General features: G+C 61.4%; 15 protein-coding genes. 8 read left to right on the forward strand and 7 right to left on the reverse strand.

Going from position 1 to position 24,329, the window contains the following annotated elements; translation table 11 throughout:
- Nucleotide 1: 1 nt before the first annotated feature.
- Nucleotides 2–1,057 carry a 23S rRNA (cytidine(2498)-2'-O)-methyltransferase RlmM gene (gene rlmM, locus ACIGEK_RS12135; RefSeq protein WP_397494009.1) on the reverse strand — a complete coding sequence of 352 codons (1,056 nt, stop codon included), beginning with the start codon at nucleotides 1,055–1,057 and terminating at the stop codon, nucleotides 2–4.
- A gap of 203 nt (nucleotides 1,058–1,260) precedes the next feature.
- Between rlmM and acnA the strand changes: the two genes are divergently transcribed.
- Nucleotides 1,261–4,005 carry an aconitate hydratase AcnA gene (gene acnA / locus ACIGEK_RS12140; RefSeq protein WP_397493555.1) on the forward strand — a complete coding sequence of 915 codons (2,745 nt, stop codon included), beginning with the start codon at nucleotides 1,261–1,263 and terminating at the stop codon, nucleotides 4,003–4,005.
- 139 nt (nucleotides 4,006–4,144) lie between these two features.
- Nucleotides 4,145–5,710, forward strand: a complete 1,566-nt coding sequence (locus ACIGEK_RS12145) for a methyl-accepting chemotaxis protein (RefSeq protein ID WP_397493556.1) — start codon at nucleotides 4,145–4,147, stop codon at nucleotides 5,708–5,710.
- A 34-nt stretch (nucleotides 5,711–5,744) separates the two neighbouring features.
- On the opposite strand, the gene ACIGEK_RS12150 is transcribed toward ACIGEK_RS12145, so the two are convergent.
- Entirely contained in the window at nucleotides 5,745–8,024 is a 2,280-nt protein-coding gene (locus ACIGEK_RS12150; RefSeq protein ID WP_397493557.1) for a fatty acid cis/trans isomerase, read from the reverse strand.
- 164 nt (nucleotides 8,025–8,188) lie between these two features.
- Here ACIGEK_RS12150 and metH point away from each other — a divergent pair, with 164 nt between their 5' ends.
- Both metH and ACIGEK_RS12160 read left to right on the forward strand, forming a co-directional pair.
- Nucleotides 8,189–11,899, forward strand: a complete 3,711-nt coding sequence (gene metH / locus ACIGEK_RS12155) for a methionine synthase (RefSeq protein ID WP_397493558.1) — start codon at nucleotides 8,189–8,191, stop codon at nucleotides 11,897–11,899.
- Nucleotides 11,900–11,999: 100 nt separating this feature from the next.
- Nucleotides 12,000–13,325 (forward strand): leucine-rich repeat-containing protein kinase family protein, encoded by a 1,326-nt coding sequence (locus ACIGEK_RS12160; protein WP_397493559.1) that lies wholly within the window; start codon nucleotides 12,000–12,002, stop codon nucleotides 13,323–13,325.
- 151 nt (nucleotides 13,326–13,476) lie between these two features.
- Here ACIGEK_RS12160 and ACIGEK_RS12165 read toward each other — a convergent pair whose 3' ends face one another.
- Nucleotides 13,477–14,349 carry a LysR family transcriptional regulator gene (locus ACIGEK_RS12165; protein WP_397493560.1) on the reverse strand — a complete coding sequence of 291 codons (873 nt, stop codon included), beginning with the start codon at nucleotides 14,347–14,349 and terminating at the stop codon, nucleotides 13,477–13,479.
- A gap of 103 nt (nucleotides 14,350–14,452) precedes the next feature.
- On the opposite strand from ACIGEK_RS12165, the gene ACIGEK_RS12170 reads away from it, so the two are divergent.
- Together ACIGEK_RS12170 and ACIGEK_RS12175 are read left to right on the forward strand one after the other, a co-directional pair.
- Nucleotides 14,453–15,979: an NADH-quinone oxidoreductase subunit L gene (locus ACIGEK_RS12170; protein WP_397493561.1), complete on the forward strand. Its 1,527-nt coding sequence runs from the start codon at nucleotides 14,453–14,455 to the stop codon at nucleotides 15,977–15,979.
- Entirely contained in the window at nucleotides 15,976–18,423 is a 2,448-nt protein-coding gene (locus tag ACIGEK_RS12175; RefSeq protein ID WP_397493562.1) for a YbcC family protein, read from the forward strand. The genes ACIGEK_RS12170 and ACIGEK_RS12175 overlap by 4 nt, the downstream gene beginning before the upstream one ends.
- Before the next feature lie 130 nt (nucleotides 18,424–18,553).
- Here ACIGEK_RS12175 and cysD read toward each other — a convergent pair whose 3' ends face one another.
- Together cysD and ACIGEK_RS12185 are read right to left on the reverse strand one after the other, a co-directional pair.
- Nucleotides 18,554–19,489 (reverse strand): sulfate adenylyltransferase subunit CysD, encoded by a 936-nt coding sequence (gene cysD / locus ACIGEK_RS12180; protein WP_397493563.1) that lies wholly within the window; start codon nucleotides 19,487–19,489, stop codon nucleotides 18,554–18,556.
- On the reverse strand, nucleotides 19,486–20,343 hold the full coding sequence (locus tag ACIGEK_RS12185; RefSeq protein WP_397493564.1) for a DUF6671 family protein: 858 nt from the start codon (nucleotides 20,341–20,343) through the stop codon (nucleotides 19,486–19,488). The genes cysD and ACIGEK_RS12185 overlap by 4 nt, the downstream gene beginning before the upstream one ends.
- A 96-nt stretch (nucleotides 20,344–20,439) precedes the next feature.
- Between ACIGEK_RS12185 and ACIGEK_RS12190 the strand changes: the two genes are divergently transcribed.
- Entirely contained in the window at nucleotides 20,440–21,363 is a 924-nt protein-coding gene (locus ACIGEK_RS12190) for a LysR family transcriptional regulator (protein WP_397493565.1), read from the forward strand.
- A 4-nt stretch (nucleotides 21,364–21,367) separates the two neighbouring features.
- Here the strand turns inward: ACIGEK_RS12190 and ACIGEK_RS12195 are convergent, their stop codons facing one another.
- On the reverse strand, nucleotides 21,368–22,309 hold the full coding sequence (locus ACIGEK_RS12195; RefSeq protein WP_397493566.1) for an L-threonylcarbamoyladenylate synthase: 942 nt from the start codon (nucleotides 22,307–22,309) through the stop codon (nucleotides 21,368–21,370).
- Between the two features lie 392 nt (nucleotides 22,310–22,701).
- Nucleotides 22,702–23,097, reverse strand: coding sequence for a RidA family protein (locus tag ACIGEK_RS12200; RefSeq protein ID WP_397493568.1), 396 nt, complete (start codon nucleotides 23,095–23,097; stop codon nucleotides 22,702–22,704).
- Between the two features lie 140 nt (nucleotides 23,098–23,237).
- Here ACIGEK_RS12200 and ACIGEK_RS12205 point away from each other — a divergent pair, with 140 nt between their 5' ends.
- Nucleotides 23,238–24,158 (forward strand): LysR family transcriptional regulator, encoded by a 921-nt coding sequence (locus tag ACIGEK_RS12205; protein ID WP_397493569.1) that lies wholly within the window; start codon nucleotides 23,238–23,240, stop codon nucleotides 24,156–24,158.
- Nucleotides 24,159–24,329: the final 171 nt, after the last annotated feature.

Below are 24,329 nucleotides of genomic sequence, written 5' to 3' on the forward strand. Positions count from 1 at the left end.
ACTACTTGCTTAAGCGGCGCAGGTGGCAGGTCACTTCCTCGCGGTCGTGATACAGCTGCTTGCAGGTAATTGAGACCTTGATCTTGCGCTCGGCAAAGCCATCGTCCAGACGCTGCAACAGCCGGCGCACTTCGGCGTAGCGCTGCTTCATCGGCAACTTGAGGTTCACCACCGCTTCACGGCAGTGGCCTTCGCCAATCCAGGTTTCCAGCAAGGCGGCGCTGCGCGCAGGTTTTTCGACGATATCGCAGACCATCCAGTCCACCGGCTGCTTGGGCTTCCAGGTGAAACCGTCAACCATCAGGTGGGTGACCAGGCCAGTGTCCATCAGACTTTCGGCCATCGGCCCGTTGTCGATGGCGGTGACCAACATGCCACGCTTAACCAGCTGATAGGTCCAGCCGCCCGGCGCGGCACCAAGGTCGACCCCGGTCATCTCATCGGACAAGCGCTCATCCCACTGCTCGCGGGGGATAAAGGTGTGCCAGGCCTCCTCCAGCTTCAGAGTCGAACGGCTCGGCGCTTCGCGGGGGAACTTCAGGCGCGGAATGCCCATGGGCCAGATCGCCGAGTTATTCGCTTCGGCCATGCCGACAAACACCTCGCGCCCGCTCTTGAAGGTCAGTAGCAGGCGCGGCTTGTGCGCATCCTCAACCAGCTTGCCGGCCTTGGTCAGGGCATTGCGCAGCGGCGCCTCGAACTTCTTGCAGAAATTCGACAGCTCCTTGCCATCGTTGGTGTCCAGCACTTCCAGCCACAGGCTGCCGAATACCGGAAAATCCGCCAGGTGGCCGAGCAGCACACTGATCCGGTCCAGTTCCGGCAGGTTGATAAACACCCCGCGCGCCCACTGCCGCGGAAAGATCAACTGATTGAAGCGCACACCGCGCATCAGGCGCTCGGCGCCGTCGTCCTCGGTGCAGATAAATTCGGCGCAGGCGGTACTCGGCTTGGCCTTGGCATAACCGGCAACATCCAGACGTGCGGCATGCTCGGCGATTTCCGCACACACCTCGTTTTCGAAACCGGGGCGGCAGTGCATTAACAAGGTATTGATCGGCGGGGTAGTCATCTGGGCTCTCCTCAAGGCGCGCATCATAACGGACTCGGGAACCCTAGGCGCTTGCTACCTGTCCAGTTTAGAGAACCGATGGTTTCGCCTGCCGCCTCTAAATGGCGTGCTTCATCGAGCAGAGCTAGGGTGAAGGCTCTGCAGCAATAAATCCGGCTTGCAACCTGGCAAGCCTCAGGAGATGCGCAATGCCTTCCTTAGATAGCCTGAACAGCCGCCGCAGCCTCGCAGTAGACGGCCAAACCTACCTGTATTTCAGCCTGCCTGAAGCCGCCAAATCCCTTGGCAATATCGACCGTTTGCCGATGTCGCTGAAAGTGCTGTTGGAAAACCTGCTGCGCTGGGAGGACGACAAAACCGTCACCAGCGCTGACCTGCAAGCCATGGCCGACTGGCTGAACACCCGCAGCTCGGAGCGCGAGATCCAGTACCGTCCAGCGCGGGTACTGATGCAGGATTTCACCGGTGTGCCCGCGGTGGTCGACCTCGCGGCCATGCGCGACGCCATGGCCAAGGCCGGCGGTGACCCACAGAAGATCAACCCGTTGTCGCCGGTCGACCTGGTAATCGACCACTCGGTGATGGTGGATAAATTCGCCAGCTCCGCCGCGTTCGGGCAAAACGTCGCCATCGAGATGCAGCGTAACGGTGAGCGCTATGCCTTCCTGCGCTGGGGCCAGCACGCCTTCGATAACTTCAGCGTAGTGCCACCGGGCACTGGCATCTGTCACCAGGTCAACCTGGAATACCTCGGCCGCACCGTCTGGACCAAGGAAGAAGACGGTCAGACCTTCGCCTTCCCCGACACCCTGGTTGGCACCGATTCGCATACCACCATGATCAACGGTCTTGGCATTCTTGGCTGGGGTGTCGGCGGTATCGAGGCAGAGGCGGCAATGCTCGGCCAACCGGTATCAATGCTGATTCCCGAGGTGATCGGCTTCAAGCTCAGCGGCAAGCTCAAGGAGGGCATCACCGCCACCGACCTGGTGCTGACCGTCACGCAAATGCTGCGTAGCAAAGGCGTAGTCGGCAAGTTCGTCGAGTTCTACGGCGACGGCCTGGCGGATCTGCCGCTGGCGGATCGCGCCACCATCGCCAACATGGCCCCGGAATACGGCGCTACCTGTGGTTTCTTCCCGGTCGACGAAATCACTCTCGGCTATCTGCGCCTGTCCGGCCGTCCACAGCAGACCGTCAAACTGGTCGAGGCCTACTGCAAAGCCCAAGGTCTGTGGCGCGAGCCAGGCGTTGAGCCGTTGTTTACCGATAGCCTGGAGCTGGACATGGGCAGCGTCGAGGCCTGTTTGGCCGGGCCCAAGCGGCCACAGGATCGCGTCGCCCTACCCCAGGTCAAACAAGCCTTTGACGATTTTATTGGGCTGCAACTTAAGCCCAGTGCCAGCGCGGAAGCTCGCCTGCTCGACGAAGGTGGCGGCGGTGCCGCGATTGGCAGTGCCAAGCAGGTTGGTGAAGCTGATTATGAATATGAGGGGCAGACTCATCGCCTGAAAAACGGTGCGGTGGTCATCGCTGCCATCACCTCCTGTACCAACACCTCTAACCCCAGCGTAATGATGGCCGCCGGACTGCTGGCGAAAAAAGCCGTGGAGAAAGGCCTGCAGCGTAAGCCGTGGGTCAAGAGTTCGCTGGCACCGGGTTCCAAGGTGGTCACCGAATACTTCAACGCCGCCGGACTGACCCGCTATCTGGATGAACTGGGCTTCGACCTGGTGGGCTACGGTTGCACCACCTGCATTGGTAATTCAGGGCCGCTGCTTGAGCCAATCGAACAGGCTATCCAGCAATCGGACTTGAGCGTCGCCTCGGTGCTGTCCGGTAACCGCAACTTCGAGGGCCGCGTGCATCCACTGGTGAAAACCAACTGGCTGGCCTCACCGCCGCTGGTAGTGGCCTACGCCCTGGCAGGCAGTGTGCGCATCGACATCACCCGTGAAGCCCTGGGCCAAGGCAAGGATGGCCAACCGGTCTATCTCAAAGACATCTGGCCGAGCCAAGCGGAAATTGCCGAAGCAGTCCTCAACGTTGGCACTGCAATGTTTCACAAGGAGTACGCCGAAGTGTTCGCAGGTGACGCAGAGTGGCAAGCCATCGACGTCCCGCAAGCGGCTACTTACACCTGGCAGGCCGATTCGACCTATATCCAGCATCCACCGTTCTTCGAGAAGATTTCCGAAGCGCCCCCACATATCGGTGACATCCAGCAGGCGCGCATCCTCGCCCTGCTCGGCGACTCGGTGACCACCGACCACATCTCCCCGGCCGGCAATATCAAAGCTGACAGCCCTGCTGGGCGCTACTTGCGCGAACAGGGCGTTGAGCCGGTCGACTTCAACTCCTACGGCTCGCGGCGCGGCAATCATCACGTGATGATGCGCGGCACCTTCGCCAATATCCGCATCCGCAACGAAATGCTCGACGGCGAGGAAGGCGGCAACACCCTGCACGTGCCCAGCGGCGAGAAGCTGGCGATCTACGACGCCGCCATGCGCTATCAGGAGCAAGGCACGCCGTTGGTGGTGATCGCCGGCAAGGAATACGGCACCGGTTCAAGCCGCGACTGGGCGGCCAAAGGCACCAACCTGCTCGGCATCAAAGCGGTAATCGCAGAAAGTTTCGAACGTATCCACCGCTCCAATCTGGTCGGCATGGGCGTACTACCCCTACAGTTCAAACTTGGGCAGAGCCGCAAGACGCTGAATCTCGACGGTAAGGAAACACTGACTATCAGTGGCCTAGAGGGCGTAGAGCTGCGTCCATCGATGACGCTAACCCTGGATATCCAGCGCGCGGATAATAGCCGCGACAGCATTGAACTGCTTTGCCGCATCGACACCCTCAATGAAGTGGAGTACTTCAAGACTGGCGGCATTCTGCACTACGTGCTGCGCCAGTTGATCGCGGCCACTTGAGCCGCCTGGGCAGACGACTCACAAGCCTGCCCAGGGCAACCTAGAGCAATGCCGCAGCAAAATACATGCGGCATTCTCTATTCAATTTCTGGCTGCAATGGCCGACTATGTGGTGTCGACCCAAAGGATTACCGCCGTCATGCGCAACAATCAGCCGATTACCCAACGTGAACGCACTTTTCCAGCCCAGCAAAGGCTGATTTCTACCACTGACCTCAAAGGCCAAATCAGCTACTGCAATGACGCCTTTGTCGAGATCAGTGGCTTTAGCCGCGATGAGCTGATTCGTGCGCCGCACAACCTGGTTCGTCATCCAGACGTGCCAGCGGCTGTGTTCCAACATATGTGGGACACCCTGAAGAAGGGCCGGCCGTGGATGGGTATTGTCAAAAATCGCTGCAAAAGTGGCGACCACTATTGGGTCAACGCCTACGTCACGCCGGTGACGGAAAACAATCAGGTGGTGGGTTACGAATCGGTACGGGTCAAGCCGACTGCTGAGCAGGTGCGTCGCGCCGAGGCGCTGTATCAACGCATCAACAGCGGCAAATCGGCGATCCCCAGCAGTGATCGCTGGCTGCCGATAGTGCAGAACTGGCTGCCGTTTATCCTAGTCAGCCAGGTGGGTTTTCTGATCGGCGCCTGGCTCGACTCCAGCTGGGGCTTTGCTATCGCCGCCGGCTTGTCGGTGCCACTGGGCCTGGCCGGGCTGAACTGGCAACAACGCGGGCTCAAGCGCCTGCTGCGCCTGGCCGACCAGACCACCTCCGATCCGCTGATTGCGCAGATGTACACCGACAGCCCCGGCGCTCAAGGCCGCCTGGAGATGTCTATCCTCAGCCAGGAAGCTCGCCTGAAAACCTGCCTGACGCGCCTGCAGGACACCGCCGAACAACTGACCAAGCAAGCCAAGCAAGCCGACACCCTGGCGCACAACAGCTCCGCGGGGCTTGAGCGTCAACGCAACGAGACTGACCAGGTCGCCACGGCGATCAACGAAATGGCCGCCACCACTCTGGAAGTGGCGAGCAACGTCGCCCGCACCGCCATCGCTACTCAGGATGCCAACCGCCTGACCAGCGCCGGCCGTGGCATTGCTGCAGAAACCCGCCAGGCCATTCAACGCCTGTCGCAATCAGTTGGTGATACCGGTGAAACGGTGACCCGCCTGGCCCAAGACAGCAATGAAATCGGCGGCGTGGTTGATGTGATCAAAGGCATCGCCGATCAGACCAACCTACTCGCCCTCAACGCCGCCATCGAGGCCGCCCGCGCCGGTGAAATGGGCCGTGGCTTTGCCGTGGTTGCCGATGAAGTCCGCTCACTGGCGCAGCGCACGGCCGAATCCACCGGGCAGATTCACCAGCTGATCGCCAAGCTGCAGCGCACCGCCGAAGAAGCCGTGTTGACCATGGAAATCGGCCGTAAACAGGCCGACGAAGGGGTTGAGCGTGTACAGCAAGCCGATGAGGCGCTGGCCGGCATCAGCGACGCGGTGGCAAACATCGCGGACATGGCCAACCAGATTGCCGCCGCAGCCGAGGAACAGAGTGCAGTGGCTGATGAGGTCAATCGCAGCATTACCACCATCGCCCAGCTGGCCGATCAAACCGCTGGCGAAGCGCATGACACCGCCCTGCTCAGCGAGGCCCTGACGGCCACGGCACACGGTCAATACGCTCTGGTGGAGCGCTTCAACAGGTAGCCGGGGGCGCACAACTGTGCGCCCTTAAGCTCACTTACAGGTTCTCGTAACGGTTCATATCCAGCACGCCAGCCTCAACAGGGTTGGTTTCCTGGATATACGCCGACATGTCATGGAAATAGCGCCAAAACTCAGGGTGCGTGCGGCGCACGCCCCAGCGCTCAACCACGCTCTCAAACGCGGCTTGATCACGCGCTTGCTCCATTGCTGCAACAAACGCCGCCACCTGTTCCGCTGGAACGTTGAAGATAAAGTTCGGGTAGCTACTGAGCACACCCGGATACACCGTCAAGGTATCCAGCGCGGGCTGATAACGCAGCTCCTCGCCCAGCATAAAAGCCACGTTACTGTGCGCGCGATTACGCAGCAGGCTGTACACCTCACGCTGACCATTGGCGAGCTGCACCCTTAGCAAGGTCGCCTCGGGCAGCTGCTCGATCACCTTGAGGGCGGCACCGGGCTTGCCGGTCAGACGACTCAACGACTGCTCAGCACGCTGAAAATCGGCCGCGATACCTGAGCGATGACAATGCGCACCGTCACAACGGTTGATCGGGTCCGGGCGAGCATTCAGGCTGCCATAACGCTCAAGCAGCGCGGTTACAAAACTGCGTTTTGGGTCGCTACCGAGTAGTTGCAGAGCGCTCGGGCTGTCAGTGTCGATCGACTGATAATCCAGCCAGACCTTCAGCTTGCCGCTGCTCTGATACCAATCGTCCAAATAGCCCTTGCGGGACTCAGCAGGCATCAAACGCAGAAAGTTGACCTCGGCACCGTTGCGAATCAGGTCGAAGTACAGCCGCGTTTGCGCCTGGTGGGAAACATTGCCGAACACATCAAAGTTAACCACCAGTTGATAGTAGGTGCGCTCAAGCAAAGGGAAATCCAGCCACCAGATAGTCTGCGGCACTTCGCCAACCAGCCCTTTGCCCACCGAGGCGCTGTCGTGCTGACGGAAGATCGACAACAAGGCATTGTCGTTACCGGCCCAGATATGCGACCAACTTGCTGCCGGCGCATCGGCATAGCGCTGCATGCGCAGCGCCTCGTAGGCATTGCGCTTATCACGGTATGAGCGCCACAACCCCAGCATGTCGCTAATGCCGTCCAACTGCCCTGGCATTGCCAATAGATGAGTGGCCTCGGCGCGATACTCAGGGTCGGTGAGATACAGATCGTGTTTCGGGTCTTGGAACAGCGCCCAGAAATTATCGCGAATCACATCCGTGGCGATCTGACCACGGCACACCGGGCCACGGATAAACGTGCGTACGAAGTACTCCGCGTTATCCAGCATGAATTGATAGCGCGCCTGCGGCGGAATAGCCGCAAAGGTTTCAAACGGATTGGCGCGGCGCTGGATGCCGTAGCCCGGCACGGCGTCGACCTGCCAGTCGCTGGCGAAGAACAGCTCTTTGATCCGCGCCAACTTCGCCGCGCTAATCCCGTAAGTGATGTGGGTCTTATGCACAATGACCCCTTGCACCGGCTGTAGGCGGTAATAGAAATCGGTGCCGGGATCATCATTGGGCTGGCGCGTGGCGATGATGTTAACGGGCTGACCGCTGGGCGTACGTGAGCGCACCAGCTGAAAGAAATGCCCCGACTCGCCGCCAGCAAAATACAGATGAGCCAGGAACAGGTGCTCGTATAGCCAGCGCGAAACCAATGACTCACGCGCGCCGTGAGCATTCATAAAGGCTTCCCAGGTGGCCACTTGCTGCTCTTCTGCGGCACTGGCCTGCACGGCCTGCTGATCAACCAGCGCGCCCTGGGCAAGCCAGCGTTGCAAGGTCTGATAGTCGGTCTCGCTCAATCCGGTAACCGCGAATGGCATGCCGACTAGCGGGATCTTGCGGGTAAATTCGGTGAACTCTTCGGGCAATGGACATTGATTGGCGCGGTCGATGCCAATATCCAGTTGCACCGGCAGTTTGCTATTGGCGGTAAAGGATTGCTGATGGCCCTGTTCCAGCATGCGCGTCATCAACGCGGCCTGACTGCCCTGTTGATCCAGCACCGAGGTAAAGCCCTTACGCTGCCAGGCCGCAGTGCCATGGGCATCAACAAACAAGCGGGTCGTAGCCTGCGCCTCTCTGCGCGTACCGTTGTAGACCGCCGCCTTACTCGCACCGCGCAGCGTGCCCTCGGCACTGCCCAAGTTCAGCTGGCATGGCGAGTCATAGCAGGCATGGCAGGCCACGCAGTTCTTGGTGAAAATCGGTTGGACGTCACGGCTGTAGGAGATGGGCTCAGCGGCTTGCAATGAGCCGATGAACAAAAAACACGCGCCAAGCAGTAAGCGGCAGAACATGAAAACGTCTCTAAAAGGGCTTGAGGGCCGATTTTAGCTGGCTCCAGCCAGTAAAGGTTAGCCCACAAACATGAACAGGATTCATGTGAAAGTACAGACCACTGCAAAAGCGCGCAGCTTTGTTATCATCGCCGCCTTTGTTTCCGCGCCTCAGGTAGCTCCCCATGTCCGATCGTAATGCCCGCCTTCACGCCCTACAGAAGGCTCTCTCCGAGCGCATCCTGATCCTCGACGGCGGCATGGGCACCATGATCCAGAGCTACAAGCTGGAGGAAGAGGACTACCGTGGCGCGCGCTTTGCCGACTGGCCGAGCGACGTCAAAGGCAACAACGACCTGCTGATCCTCAGCCGCCCGGACGTTATCGGCGCGATTGAGAAGGCCTACCTGGATGCCGGCGCGGACATCCTCGAAACCAACACCTTCAACGCCACCCAGGTATCCCAGGCTGATTACGGCATGGAAAGCCTGGTGTATGAGCTGAACGTCGAAGGCGCGCGCCTGGCCCGCCAAGTGGCCGATGCAAAAACCCTGGAAACCCCGGATCGTCCGCGCTTTGTCGCAGGCGTCCTGGGCCCAACCAGCCGCACCTGTTCGCTCTCCCCCGACGTCAACAACCCCGGTTATCGCAACGTCACCTTCGATGAGCTGGTGGAAAACTACACCGAGGCAACCCGCGGCCTGATTGAAGGCGGTGCGGACATGATCCTCATCGAAACCATCTTCGACACGCTCAACGCCAAGGCGGCGATCTTCGCCGTGCAGGAAGTTTTCGAGCAGCAGGGCTTCGAGCTGCCGATCATGATTTCCGGCACCATCACCGACGCCTCCGGCCGCACCCTGTCTGGGCAGACCACTGAAGCGTTCTGGAACTCGATCAACCACGCCAAGCCGATCTCCGTAGGCCTCAACTGCGCCCTGGGTGCCAAAGATCTGCGCCCGTATCTGGAAGAGCTGTCGGCTAAAGCCGGAACCCACGTCTCCGCTCACCCCAACGCAGGCCTGCCGAATGCCTTCGGTGAGTACGATGAAACGCCGGCCGAGATGGCCGCCGTGGTTGAAGAGTTCGCCGCCTCGGGCTTTTTGAACATCGTCGGCGGCTGCTGCGGCACCACGCCGGCGCATATTCAGGCGATTGCCGAAGCGGTGAGCAAATACCCGCCGCGCGCCATTCCGGACATCCCCAAGGCCTGCCGCCTGTCTGGGCTTGAGCCATTTACCATCGACCGCAACTCGCTGTTTATCAACGTCGGCGAGCGCACCAATATCACCGGCTCGGCCAAGTTCGCCCGCCTGATCCGCGAGGACAACTACACCGAAGCCCTCGAAGTCGCCCTGCAGCAGGTGGAAGCCGGTGCGCAAGTGATCGACATCAACATGGACGAGGGCATGCTCGATTCGCAGAAGGCCATGGTCACCTTCTTGAATCTGATCGCCGGCGAACCAGACATCTCCCGCGTGCCGATCATGATCGACTCCTCCAAGTGGGAAGTGATCGAAGCCGGCCTCAAGTGCATCCAGGGCAAGGGCATCGTCAACTCGATCTCGATGAAGGAAGGCGTCGAGCAGTTCAAGCACCACGCCAAGCTGTGCAAGCGCTACGGCGCGGCCGTGGTGGTAATGGCCTTCGACGAAGCCGGCCAGGCCGACACCGCCGCGCGCAAGCGCGAAATCTGCCAGCGCAGCTACGACATTCTGGTTAACGAAGTGGGCTTCCCACCGGAAGACATCATCTTCGACCCGAACATCTTCGCCGTGGCCACCGGCATCGAAGAGCACAACAACTACGCGGTCGACTTTATCGAGGCCTGCGCCTATATCCGCGACCACCTGCCCCACGCCCTGTCGAGCGGCGGTGTGTCCAACGTGTCGTTCTCCTTCCGCGGCAACAACCCGGTGCGTGAAGCCATTCACTCGGTGTTCTTGTACTACGCGATCCAGAACGGCCTGACCATGGGCATCGTCAACGCCGGCCAGCTGGAAATCTACGACGAGATTCCCAAAGAGCTGCGTGACGCCGTGGAAGACGTGGTGCTCAACCGCCACGAAGGCGCCACCGAAGCGCTGCTGGCGATTGCCGACAACTACAAGGGCGACGGCAGCGTCAAGGAAGTCGAAACCGAAGAGTGGCGCACCTGGAGCGTGGTTGACCGCCTCAAACACTCGCTGGTCAAAGGAATCACCAGCCATATCATCGAAGACACCGAGGAATGCCGTCAGCAGTGCACACGGCCTATCGAAGTGATCGAAGGCCCGCTGATGGCCGGGATGAACGTGGTCGGCGACCTGTTCGGCGCGGGCAAGATGTTCCTGCCGCAGGTGGTGAAATCCGCCCGGGTGATGAAGCAAGCGGTCGGTCACCTGATCCCCTTTATCGAGCTGGAAAAAGGCGACAAGCCGGAAGCCAAGGGCAAGATCCTGATGGCCACGGTGAAAGGCGATGTGCACGATATCGGCAAGAATATCGTCGGCGTGGTCCTGGGCTGTAACGGCTACGACATTGTCGATCTCGGCGTAATGGTACCGGCGGAGAAAATCCTGCAAACGGCGATTGCCGAGAAGTGCGACATCATCGGCCTGTCCGGCCTGATCACCCCGTCGCTGGACGAAATGGTGCATGTCGCCCGCGAAATGCAGCGCCAGGGTTTTCACCTGCCGCTGATGATCGGCGGCGCCACCACCTCGAAAGCCCACACCGCGGTGAAGATCGAGCCGAAGTACCAGAACGACGCGGTGATCTACGTCACCGATGCTTCGCGCGCGGTCGGCGTGGCCACTCAGTTGCTGTCCAAGGAACTCAAGGCCGATTTTGTCGAGCGCACCCGCCTGGACTACATCGAAGTACGCGAACGCACCGCCAACCGCAGCGCGCGTACCGAACGCCTGAGCTACGCCAAATCGTTAGAGAACAAACCCAAGTTCGATTGGGCGACCTATCAGCCCAGCGTGCCGACTTTCACTGGCGTGAAGGTACTGGACAATATCGACCTGAATGTTCTGGCCGAATATATCGACTGGACGCCGTTCTTTATCTCCTGGGACCTGGCCGGCAAGTTCCCGCGCATCCTCACCGATGAAGTGGTCGGTGAGGCCGCCACCGCGCTGTATGCCGACGCCCAGGAAATGCTGAAAAAGCTGATTGACGAGAAGCTGATCAGCGCCCGCGCCGTGTTCGGCTTCTGGCCAGCCAACCAAGTCAACGACGACGATCTGGACGTCTACGCCGATAACGGCGACAAGCTGGCCACCCTGCACCACCTGCGCCAGCAAACCATCAAGCCGGACGGCAAGCCGAACTTCTCCTTGGCCGACTTTGTTGCACCGAAAGACAGCGGCATCACCGATTACGTTGGCGGCTTTATCACCACCGCCGGTATCGGCGCGGAAGAAGTGGCCAAGGCGTATCAAGAAGCCGGCGACGACTACAACAGCATCATGGTTAAAGCCCTGGCCGACCGCCTGGCTGAAGCCTGCGCCGAGTGGCTGCACAAAGAGGTGCGCACCACCTATTGGGGCTACGAGCCGGACGAGGCGCTGAGTAACGAGGAACTGATCAAGGAAGCCTACAAAGGCATCCGCCCTGCTCCCGGCTACCCAGCCTGCCCCGACCACACCGAGAAAAAAGCCCTGTTTGAATTGCTCGACCCGGCGGCCGAATTCAACAAGGCCGGTGAAAGCGGCGTGTTCCTCACCGAGCACTACGCCATGTTCCCGGCGGCTGCCGTGTCCGGCTGGTACTTCGCCCACCCACAGGCGCAATACTTCGCCGTCGGCAAAATCGACAAGGATCAGGTGGAAAGCTACACCGCCCGGAAAAAGCAGGACCTCAACGTCAGCGAGCGCTGGTTGGCACCGAACCTGGGTTACGACAACTAAACACATGGCGGCGGGCGACAGCCCGCATCCAACGTGTTGACACCTTTGCCAGCCCAATAGCACTGGGGATTGTTCCCAGTGCACGAGTTCTAGCGCCTTTATGCACAGCCTTAAACAACTTCGCAGCGGAGAGCTGGCCGGCATTACCCGGCTAGACCTGTGCTGCGATCTACACGACTTTCCAGAGGAAATTTTCTCTCTGGCCGACAGCCTCGAAGTGCTTAACCTCTCGGGCAACCGCCTCAGCGCACTCCCCGCTGACTTAGCGCGCCTGCATAAGCTGCGTATTGTGTTTTGCTCAGACAACCTATTCACCTCAGTACCTGAGGTGTTGGGCAACTGCACGCAGCTAGAAATGATCGGCTTCAAGAGCAACCGCATTCAACACCTGCCCGCTGCGGCACTGCCGTCCGCGTTGCGCTGGCTGATATTGACCGACAATCAACTCCAGCAGCTACCGGCTGAGTTAGGTGACTGTGCCCACTTACAAAAGCTGATGCTGGCGGGCAACCAGCTGCGCGCCCTTCCCGAAAGCCTGGCCAATCTGCAGCGCCTGGAGCTGCTGCGCATTGCCGCTAACCGCCTAGAACATCTGCCGGCATGGCTCACGGCATTACCGTCCTTGTGCTGGCTGGCTTTTGCAGGCAATCCATTCAGTGACGCCAGCGAAACTGCAATTCTCCAGCAACATCCACTGCCAACCATCGCCCGCGACACCCTTGAGCTGGGTGAAATACTCGGCCAGGGTGCCTCGGGGATCATCCGCAGTGCGACCTGGCAGCAGCCCAACCAGCCGGCGCAGGCCATGGCGGTCAAACTGTTCAAAGGCGATGTAACCAGCGACGGGCTTGCCCAAAGTGAGATGGCCGCCTGTATAGCAGCCGGTGAACACAACAACCTGATCAGCGTTGCCGGCCCACTGCAACCCCTGCCGGACGCTCCGCCCGGCCTGTTACTGGCGCGTATTGCACCGAGTTTCCAAGCGCTGGCTGGGCCGCCCTCACTCGCCAGCTGCACGCGCGACTGCTATGCCGAGCAGCGTCGTTTCACCGTGGCAGAAGCCTTACGCATATTGCGCGACACCGCAGCGGCCGTCGTTCACCTGCATCAACGCGGCATCATCCACGGCGATTTGTATGCCCATAACCTGCTGGTCAACCCAGCCGGGCACACCCTCCTGGGCGATTTCGGCGCAGCGTCGTTTTTTGACCCACAAAACAACAACGGGATTGCCCTGCAACAACTTGAGGCCCGGGCCTTTGCCTGCTTGCTAGAGGAGTTGTTAGTGCGCTGCAACAAAGAAGACCAGTCCACTCAGCAAACCCGCTTGTGGCACCTGCATGCACGGTGCAGCCACCCGCAACCTGCCGAGCGTCCGTTGTTTGCTGAGATTCAAGAGTGTCTGCAAGACTGCAACGTGGCCTGAGTAAATCACTGCGCCCCATTTGGTTAGACATCACCCGCACATAGCCGATTGGCGATAGGCAGAGATCGGCCAGAAGTGGCCGTTGAGTATTTGTGAGCGCGACAAGAGTCCGATGCCTCTTGGCTCCGTGTTGATGTTTCATCCCTTGCGATCAAGACGGGGTCAGCAGCTCATCAAGAATGCCAAGGCCAAAGTGGCGCTGGAGCGTAACTGCAAAGAACTGCTCTGCGATGTCCGGCAGCTCGGCATACAGCTGCAGGGTACCGTTGAGCAGCTCGTCCTGCACAACAACGGCGGGGAGCAGGGCGATGTCGCCGGAGTCGCGTGCTAGCAGACGCAGCATGGCCATGTCGTCCACCTCGGCGCATATGTACGGGCTGAGGCCGTGGCTGTCGCAGTAGACCTCGAACTGGCTGCGAATATCGCTGCTACGCCCCGGTACGATCAGGCGGGCCTGCTGCAGATCGGCGGGTAAGGTGAACGGCGCCAGCCCGGTCCGAGGCGGCCCCACCAGACACACGCTCTGCCGATCCAGCAGGCGGCAGCGCCAGGCCCGCTGACCATCGCCACTGACCGCATGGTTGGTCAGCACCACATCCAGCTTGTGCAGGGCCAGACGCTCCAGCAACTCCTCCAGGCTGCCGGACTCAAGGGTAATACGCACCTGCGCACGACCGAGAAAGGGGCGCAGCAGGTTTTCCTGAAAGTTACGCGACAGGGTTGCCACTGCACCGATGCGCAAGGGCTGGATGTCCTGCTGCGCGCCTTGTAGGGTCATCTGCAATTCGCTGCCCAAGGCAAAGATGCTCTCGGCGTAGTCCAGCACCAGTCGTCCCGCTTCGGTCAGCGTTAGGCTGCGACCGCTGCGAATAAACAGCGGGTGGCCCAGCTCGTCTTCCAGGGTACGGATTTGCGTGGACAGCGCCGATTGCGACACATGCAGCGAGTGAGCGGCGCGCGTCAGGTTGCCTTCTTTGGCAACGGCCCAGAAGTAATGCAGGTGGTGAAAGTTGAGTCGGCGCACGCTGAATTCCCAAAAAAAGAATGATCTATTCATATCAATCTATTTTTAATAGATTAACTGCTGCGGGAGACTAAGGCCACTCGATGGATTAGGAGCTACGCCCGTGCCGATCATTCTCCCGCCCTTGGTCGAACTGTTGCCCTGGGTGTATGCCCTGACGCTGATTCCAGCTAGCCTCTTACACACTCGCGAGCACTTCTGGTGGTCGGCCCGAGGCGCCGGCTACTTCGGCTTGGGCCTGGTTCTGGTGGCCTGGCTACAAGCGGCTCTGAACCAACAGGCCGATGATCGACTGGGCCTGGCCATGGCGGGGTTGGTCAGTATCCTGGCGTTGGTGATCATCGACTATTCCCGGCGCTATCTGGAGGGTGAGCTCGGACAGCAGCGCTATGTGCTGGCCCTGCTCGGTACGCTGGCGGCAGTGGCCACGGTAGTCACCAGCACCGATCTGCTGCTGCTGGTTGCTGCCTGGATGCTCTCCAGCCTGTGCCTGCATCAGCTGCTCACGTTTTACCGCGACCGTCCGCAGGCCCTGGTGGTGGCGCACAAGAAATTTCTCGCCAGTCGCCTGGCCGATGTCTGTTTGCTGCTGGCCACCGGGTTACTGGTGCGCGCTGGCGGTGACAGCAGCATCGCGGTGATTCTCGACGCCGTGAACAGCCGCCTGCAGGCCAGCGGCCAGATCGGCTGGGACCTGCAACTGGCGGCGCTGCTGCTGGCCCTAGCGGTGATCTTGAAGTCGGCGCAGCTGCCGGTGCATGGCTGGCTTATCCAGGTGATGGAAGCACCGACGCCGGTGTCAGCGCTGCTGCACGCCGGGCTGGTCAACCTCGGCGGTTTCCTGCTGCTGCGCTTCGCCCCGCTGTTTTCTGCCGCCGTGCCGGCGCAAAGCTTGTTGGTAGTGGTCGGCGGTCTGACCGCAGTGCTCGCCGCGTTGGTGATGATGACGCGCATCAGCATCAAGGTCCGCCTGGCCTGGTCGACCTGCGCGCAGATGGGTCTGATGCTGCTGGAGTGCGGCCTGGGGCTCTACGAACTGGCCCTGGTGCACTTGCTGGCGCACTCGCTGTACAAGGCCCATGCCTTCCTCGCCGCTGGCGAGACGGTGGCCCAGGCGCGCCAACATGCCCTACAGCCCGTCGCTCCGCTACCGGGTTTGGGCGATCTGCTATGGGCTCTTTTGTTAGCCGGCCTGGCGCTGGCGCTGCTGCAGGGCGTTTGGACCTGGCTGCTGCCGGGTCATGAGCTGCCTCTGGTGGCCCTGGCCATTCTCGTCATCGGCCTGGCCCCCTGGTGCCTGCGCCGCGGGCAGGTTTTGCAGGGGCTGAGCATGTTCGTGCTGCTGTTGGCGGCCTACCTGCTCTGGCACCAGGCCGCTGCCTGGATTCTGGATACCCCGCTAACGGAGGCGCCACTGTTACTGACCGGGCTGGCCCTGCTGTTGTTTGTCGGCCTGTACCTGCTGCAGACGCTGATCCTGGCGCGTCCCCAGGGCGCACTGGCGCAGCGTCTTTATCCGCTGGCCTTTGCCGGCTTCTACCTGGATGAGCACTTCACCCGCCTGACCTTCCGCCTTTGGCCGGTGCGTTCGCCCCAGCCCCTGACTTCGCCTACTGGAGACCGTCCATGACTGCGCTCGAACATTTCGCCAGCCTCGACCGGGATGCGCTGCACGAGGCTGCGCGTCAGGCCTGCGCGCGTATCGCCCCGACCTGGCCACTGGACCGCATGATCGCCGTCAACCCGCTGTGGGAGCGCCGTGAACACGCCTGGTCAACCGTCGCCGCAGAGCTCTGGCAACATGCCGGCAGCTCGCTGACGCTAAGCGCTGCCGACTACCGGAGCGCCTGGCAGGAGGGTCGCATTGGCGCACATCACCTACAGCAGGCCCTGGCGGAACAGGCCGAGCCCTTGACCCTCGCACAGGTGCTGCAGGCCCTGGAGATGCCGCCTCCGGCACACACCGGGCTGCCTCTGCTGGAAGACCTGGCCGATCCCGGCATCCCGCTACCGGGTTGGCCGGTGCTGATCACCCAGCAGATTGGCCAATGCTGCGCCGCCTGGTTCGACCACGAACAGGCCGATTGGCGTCCGGAAGCCGGCGCCGGGCTATACCAGACCTGGCGCAGCAGCATGCTGGCAGACAGAGGGTTGAGCGTACTCAGTGACTGCCGCGACCTGCACGGGCGCATTGCCGAGCTGCCATTGCAGCCCCACGCGGCGCTTGAGGCCGCGGTGCAGCGCCTCGGGCTGAGCGCTGAGGACTGGGCGCCCTGGTTCGACTGCCTGTTGCTGCGCAGCTTGGGGTGGGCCTCCTGGTGTACGTACAAGCGCTGGCAGGCCAACCTGCAGGGGCAGGATGACCCGACCACCCTGGAGTTGCTGGCGATCCGCGCCGCCTGGGAGTGGCTGGTGGATGATCGCCAGCGCGATGGGCAGAGCCGCTGGCAGCGCTGGCGCGCGGCCTGGCAGGCCGGTTTGCAGCAGCCACCCGCGGCTGCCTGGCAGGCCTTGCAAGTGTGGCAACGGGCCGACGAGCTGGTCTGGCAGGAACAGCTGCAGCAGAAACTCTGCCGGACGGAACCGGCCACGCTGCCGCAGGCGCCGCTGGCCAAGCTGTTCTTCTGCATCGATGTGCGCTCTGAACCCCTGCGCCGCGCTCTGGAGCAGGTCTGTCCGGACCTTGAGACCGGTGGTTTTGCCGGCTTCTTCGGCCTGCCCATTGCCTATACGCCGCTGGGCACTTCCGCCACCCGCCCGCAGTTGCCAGGGCTGCTGGCACCGCAGTTGCAGGTCAGCGACAGCAGTGGGGATGCCGCGCAGGATAATCACCTGGCGCAGCGCCGCCAGGCGCGGCTGGCCCGTCAGGGCGGCTGGCGTCTGTTCGAACGCCTGCCGGCGTCGACCTTTACCCTGGTCGAGAGTGTGGGCCTGGGCTATGTCGGTGCGCTGCTCGGGCGTACCTGTGGCCTCTCCTCGGGTACTCAAGAGGCACATCGCAGCGGCTGGCGCACTGCCGAGTGGCAGCAGTTGCACCCGCAATTGCCGGCCCTGTCACTGACTCAGAAGACTGATCTGGCCGCGCGCATTCTCCAGGCCATGGGGCTCAACGGCCCGGTCCCGGCGCTGCTGGTGCTGCTCGGGCACGGCAGCCAGAGTGCCAACAACCCCCAGGCGGCGGGGCTCGACTGCGGTGCCTGCTGCGGCCAGAGCGGCGAGGTCAATGCGCGCCTGCTGGCCGGCCTGCTCAACGACCGCGAGGTGCGCGCCGAACTGCGCCAGCGCGGCCATGACCTGCCGGCTCACTGCCATGTGCTGGCCGGCCTGCACAACACCACCACCGACGAGGTGCAAGTGTTTGCCCACGAGGCCATTCCGGCCACCCTGCAAGCGGACTGGCTGCGCGTGCGCCAGGCGCTTGATCAGGCAGCTGCCCAGGTGCGCCAGGAGCGCGCCACCGGGCTGGGCCTGACGGCGCTGCAGGCGCAACCGGTCAAATTGCTCGATCGGCTGCGCCGGCGTGCCCGTGACTGGTCGCAGACCCGGCCCGAATGGGGCCTGGCCAACAACGCCGCGTTTATCGCCGCGCCGCGCGCGCGTACTCGCGGTGTCGACCTGCAGGGCCGCGCCTTCCTGCACGACTACGACTGGCGCGAGGATGCCGAGGGCGCGGTGCTGGAGCTGATCATGACCGCGCCCATGGTGGTGGCGCACTGGATCAACCTGCAGTACTTCACCTCGACCACCGACAATGCGCGGTTTGGCAGCGGCAATAAGTTGCTGCACAACGTGGTTGGCGGACATATCGGCGTATTCGAGGGCAACGGCGGCGATCTGCGCATCGGCCTGGCCCGCCAGTCGCTGCACGATGGCCAGCAGTGGAGGCATCGCCCGCTGCGCCTGCATGTGATGATCGAGGCGCCGCAGGCCATGATCGACCGGGTCATCGAGAACCACGCCGTGGTGCGCGACCTGGTTCTGCATGGCTGGCTGTACCTGCTGCGCATGGACGGTCAACCCGCCCACCTGGAGCGTCGCACCGCAACAGGCTGGCAACCGCTGCCGGGAGTCTGATCGATAATGGCCGTACCTTTAGGGCGCGGCCTTGTCGCATCTCGGTCAAACCGCGCCGCCGGCTACGCGTAGCGCAAATAAAAAACCGCCTGTTGATTCAGGCGGCTTTTTATTCAGTGCTGCGAATCGGCTAAAAGTACCCCTCGATTTTCTTCTTCTCCATCGAGCCATCCTGATCATGGTCGATAATCCGGCCCTGGCGTTCGGAGGTCCGGGTCAGCAGCATTTCCTGGATGATCTCTGGCAGCGATTGCGCCTGCGATTCGACGGCGCCGGTCAACGGGTAGCAACCAAGGGTGCGGAAACGCACCCAGCGGGTCTGGATGCCCGCGCGCTGCTCCGGGGTGAGGTGCGCCAGCAGGCGTTCGTCGTCCACGCATATCAGCGTGCCATGCAGCTCGACCACCGGACGCGGCGCCGCGCGATAGAGGTCTACGATCTCGATCCCTTCGAGGTGGATGTACTGCCAGATATCCAGCTCAGTCCAGTTCGACAGGGGAAATACCCGCAGGCTCTCGCCGGCGTTGATCCGCGTGTTGTACAGCTGCCAGAGCTCGGGCCTTTGCTGCTTGGGGTCCCAGCGCTGGTGCGCATCGCGGAACGAGCAGACGCGCTCCTTGGCCCGTGACTTTTCTTCGTCGCGCCGCGCCCCGCCAAAACAGGCATCGAAGCCGTATTGCGCCAGCGCCTGCTTTAGTGCCTCGGTCTTCATGATGTCGGTGTACTTGGCCGAACCCACGGAGAACGGGGTGATGTTCAGGCGCTGCCCATCCGGTTTGATGTGCACGCGCATATCCAGGCCCAGGCGCGCGGCCAGACGGTCGCGGAACTGGCCCATTTCGGCAAACTCCCAACCGGTGTCCACGTGCAGCAGCGGAAAGGGCAGCGGCCCCGGAAAGAACGCCTTGCCCGCCAGGTGCAACAGCACGGTGGAATCCTTGCCAATCGAATAGAACAGGCAGGGGTTGCGCATTACGGCCACCACCTCGCGCAGGATGTGCATGGCTTCGGCTTCGAGTGCACGCAGGTGACTCAAGCGTTGATTTGCAGGGGCGAAAGCATTCATGGGTTGCACTGCTCGCAGTGGCCGGCACTGGCCAGTTGGGTAACGGGATGTCGTTCTTCATGCTGACAGGCCGGGCACACCCAGATGTGTGCGGCCGCTAATGGGGTGCTCAGACTACAGTCCACGCAGAGCAGGCCGGGCTCGCTGCGCGCCACGGCGAAACCGCATGCCTGACAGCTCGGGCAGTGGCTGCTCAGGCGCTTCGCCAGTTGCGCTGAGGCATCACGGATCACCGTCTGGCGCAGCGGGTTTAGATGGGCGCGCATGTCGGTCTCCAGCCAGATCTTCGGTTCGCGCGCCAGCAGCCAGTCCAGTTGAGCGAGCAGCCAGTCGCGCTCGCGAATACCCTTGCGGAACCAGGCTTCGCCGGGACGCCCGAGAATCAGGGCATGTTCGGGAAAGCGCGCGCGCTGCATAAACGTATCGGCGCCTTCCAGGCTGTCGACCTCGACCTGGGCATAGTTGGTCGCCCCCGAGCCGGCCAGTGCATAAACCGGATACTGCAGCTCTGCGTCCCACAGGCAGAGGATTTCGTAGTCCCAGGGCATCCAGCCCAGATGCGGATCACGGCCGAAGCTGCCCTCACTGCCCAAGCCATAGCGCACCTGGCCCAGCGCACAGGCCAGCTTGGCCTTATTCAGCGCCGCATCCTGGGCGCTCCCCTGGCGCGGCACTTCACGGCTGAAGGTGCCAAAGTGGTCGGTGTCGTAGCTGCTGATCGATTCGATACACAAGCCTAATTGGGCCAGGGCATCGGTGACCAACCGGCCCTTGTCATGGCAGGTGAGGAAGGCAACGGGTTGCACCTGGGTTAACGCAGCGGGGTGCCCATGCGGGGCGAGAGCGGCAGACATGGCGAGAATCCCTGGAAATGACGACACAGGCATTTTCACCAGTACTTGATATAGTCAAAAATAGATTATCAGCCTAAAAATCATCGGTACTTAGCAATGCAAAGGCCGCGCTTCCATACCCGCCAGACCACGTTTCGCCAGCTGGAAACCTTTCTCGCGGTTGCCGAGCGCCTCAGCGTGACCGAGGCGGCTCGCGCGTTGCACCTGGCCCAGCCCTCGGTGTCGACGCAGGTCGCTAAGCTGGAGCAGGCCCTGGGCATGAACCTGTTTGAGCAATTGGGCAAACGTTTGCACCTGACCGATGCCGGGCGTGAGGTACAGGCCGGGGCACGGGAAATCTTCGATGCCCTCGATCACTTGGAAATGCGCCTGGCCCAGCTCAACGGCCTGACGGCCGGGCAGCTCAGGCTCGGTGCGGTCACCACGGCCAAGTACCTGGTGCCACGCTTGCTGGGGCCTTTCTGTCGGCAGTATCCGCAGGTCGAGGTCGAGCTGAACATCGCCAACCGCTCGGAAGTGATCCGCCGCCTGGAAGACAACCGCGACGACCTCTATGTGTTCAGCCAGCCGCCGCGCCATCTGGATCTGGACGCCATGCCGTTGGCCGATAATCCGCTGGTGGTTATTGCGCCGGCCGGCCACCGTTTCACCGGTCAGCGTATTCGCTGGGAGCAACTGGCGGCGGAGCCGTTTCTCAGCCGTGAACCCGGTTCCGGCACACGCCTAGCCATCGAAGAGCACTTTGCCCGCTTTGGTTGGACGCTGAAGCCGCAGATGACCATCGAGAGCAACGAGGCGATCAAGGAGTCTGTCGCGGCGGGACTGGGTATTGCCATCCTGTCGCGCCATACCCTGATCCACACCGCTCCGGGCAATCTGGTCGAGCTGGATGTGGAGGGCTTTCCGATCCCCAACCGCTGGTATTTGGTGCGCTGGCGGACCAAGAATCCGTCACCGGCGGCGCAGGCCTTCAGTCGCTTCGCCGAAGTGCCGCTGGAGACCCCGATGCTACCGGAGTGAGGCCTTAAAGCCGTTGACTGGCTCGGGCCAGGCGGTCGTGTACCGCCGCCCAAGCGTCATGTTGTGGCGGTAGCTGGATATATAGGAGCTCCAGCCCTAGGGCGTCGAGTTGATAGAGTGCGGCATAGAGGCCGGCGGCATAGGCTAGTGGGTCGCCCCCCAGATTGATTGCCGGGCCCTGGCTGGGTTGTGCCTGGCCGCACCAGAGCCAGCCGCAGCGTGGCGAGGCGAGCGCCTCTGCGGGTGCCTGAACGAAGGCTAGGCTCAGAGTGCTGGGGGCATAGTGGCGATGGTGCTGGCCAGGTGCACGCACGCCACCGTCCTTGCCTTCAAGCGGCTCCCCGAGCACAGCCTCTAGCTGGCGCTGGCTGAGCATGCCGCGGCGCAGCAGACGAGGGCTGTCACCTGGCAGCAGGCTGACGATGCTCGACTCCAGGCCCACCTGGCAGGCGCCGCCATCCAAAATCCACAGATCACTGTCGGCAAACTGCTGGGCCACGTGCGCGGCGCTGGTCGGGCTGATCGACATGTAGCGATTGGCTGACGGCGCCACCAGGCCACCGCCGAAGGCCGCAAGCAGGGCCTGCGCCTTCGGATGGGCCGGCACCCTTAGCGCCACACTGTCCTGGCCAGCGGTGACGCTGCGCGAAACCTCGTCACGGGCGGGTAAGACCAGGGTCAGCGGTCCCGGCCAGCAGGCCTTCATCAGGCGCTGGGCGGCCGGTGGCACCTCAGCGGCCCACTCGGTGACCTGCTCGGCACGCTGCAGATGGACGATCAGTGGGTTACTACTCGGGCGTCCCTTGAGTGCGAACACCTGCTGGATGGCCGCATCCTGGCGCGCGTCGGCCGCCAGGCCATAGACGGTTTCCGTGGGCATGGCGACCAGGTGACCGGCCCGCAGGCGGGCGGCGCATTCGTGAACATTACTTGTAATAAAGGGCATAGCGAGGTGTGTGCTGGGTCTGAATGATCAGATTCTCTCACGCATTGCGCATCAAAACTTACCCTTGGTCGAGGTGCGAATAGTGATTTCACCTAAAATATTTGTGAGTACTTGCTGCTCCTGAACGGCAACTTTTGGCCGATTCTGTTGAAAAATTCCCGTAGTGATTTTTGCCCATGAAAGAGCGTTAGCGACGTTGAAATCTGGTTCGTTCAGAATGCGGAGCTGTCTTGGTTTTTACTTAGCAATTTCTAAAGTGAGCGTTTTTTGAGCTGCCGAGAAGCAGCGCTCTCAGAAATCGACTTTTTCAACAAAATCGGCCGACAGCAGCCGGTCATGAAAGGCTGCTGTTGGCCAGTCCCCGCCTCGCGGCCGAGGGGGGGAACCAAGTTTTATACTGGCAGCTTGGCGATTACCTTGATTTCGAAGTCGAAGCCAGATAACCAGGTCACGCCGAGAGCGGTCACTGTTGGGTAAGGTGCTTCGCCCCAATACTCGGCCGCTACTTCCCAGATGGTCTCGAATTTCGAGTCGGGGTCGACCATAAAGATAGTCGTGTCGACCACATCATCGAAGCTGCAGCCTGCCTCGGCCAGAATCGCATTGAGATTGGCGAAGGTAAGGCGTACCTGCGCGCCTAGGTCTGGCTCTGGCGAACCATCCTTGCGGCTACCAACTTGACCGGATACGAACAGAAAGCCGTTAGAGCGAATCGCTGGCGAGTAGCGATGAAGCTCGTACAGTGCATGGCGGTTAGGTGGGAATACCACATCACGTTTACTTGTCATTACATGCCTCCATCGGGGCCATTGGGGCCCGTTGTTTACGATGGATTCACTATAAAAAGACCGTCGGTATCGATAAACAAGCAACTCTAGTCATGACTGTTTGTAGAATCCAAACAATCTAGTCTTGAGTGAGGCGTGAAATGGACCGTTTCGATGCGATGCAGGCCTTTGCCCGAGTGGTAGAAACCGGCAGCTTTACCAAGGCGGCTGCTACCTTGCACATGAGCAAGACCAGCGTGACGCAACTCATCCAGCAGCTGGAGGCACGACTGCGTGTACGACTGCTAAACCGGACTACGCGCAAGGTCAACGTCACCGCTGATGGTGCGGCTTACTACGAGCGTGTCATACGTTTGCTGGCCGATATGGACGATGCCGAGACCAGCCTTTCCAGCGCGTCGATGGCTCCGCGAGGGCGGCTACGGGTGGATGTGCCCAGTCCGTTTGCGCGCATGCTATTGATACCGTCCTTGCCGGCGTTATATGCGCGACATCCAGAAATTCAGCTGAGCCTTGGCGTTAGCGACCGCATCGTTGACATCATTGGCGAGAACGTCGACTGCGTGGTGCGTGGCGGCGTGATCACCGATCAATCTCTAGTGGCGAGACATGTGGGAGATCTGCAGCTTGGGGTCTACGCGGCGCCGAGCTATCTGCATCGTTCTGGCACCCCAGTGCATCCGCGTGAGCTGGAAGAACGTAATCACAGTACGGTGGGCTTTCTCTGGTCACGCACAGGTAAGGCCCTACCCTACGCGATGCAACGGGGCGAAGAACGTATCGAGGCTCAGGGCCGCCCACTGCTGACAGTCGATGATGGCAACGCATACCTCGCCGCCGGCCTTGCCGGCCTGGGTATGCTCTGGCTTCCGCAGTACATGGCCAAACCACATCTAGCTACAGGTGAGTTGCTTCCGCTGTTCGAGAACTGGAGCATGGCACCGATGCCGATGTACTTGGCCTTCCCGCCAAGCCGACATGTTAGTGCCAAACTGCGGGTATTTATCGACTGGGTGATTGCGTTGATGGCCGAGCATGCGCCGGTAGTTGAACTGGATTGATTAAGGTCGCTTTTGCTAAAAGCACCACCCACCAGTATGGCGAATGCGGCGCGAAGCGATTAAAAGCCCAGCAGATAAAGACCTACTTGGCCGAGATATCTTCTTGCTAGCGTCCGCTTTTTGCCGGACTGCGGCCTGTCGCTACCCATCATGAAATCTGCTGAACAATCA

It is taken from the genome of Pseudomonas sp. NPDC079086 (assembly GCF_044542155.1).
In the GTDB taxonomy this organism is placed as follows: Bacteria; Pseudomonadota; Gammaproteobacteria; order Pseudomonadales; family Pseudomonadaceae; genus Aquipseudomonas.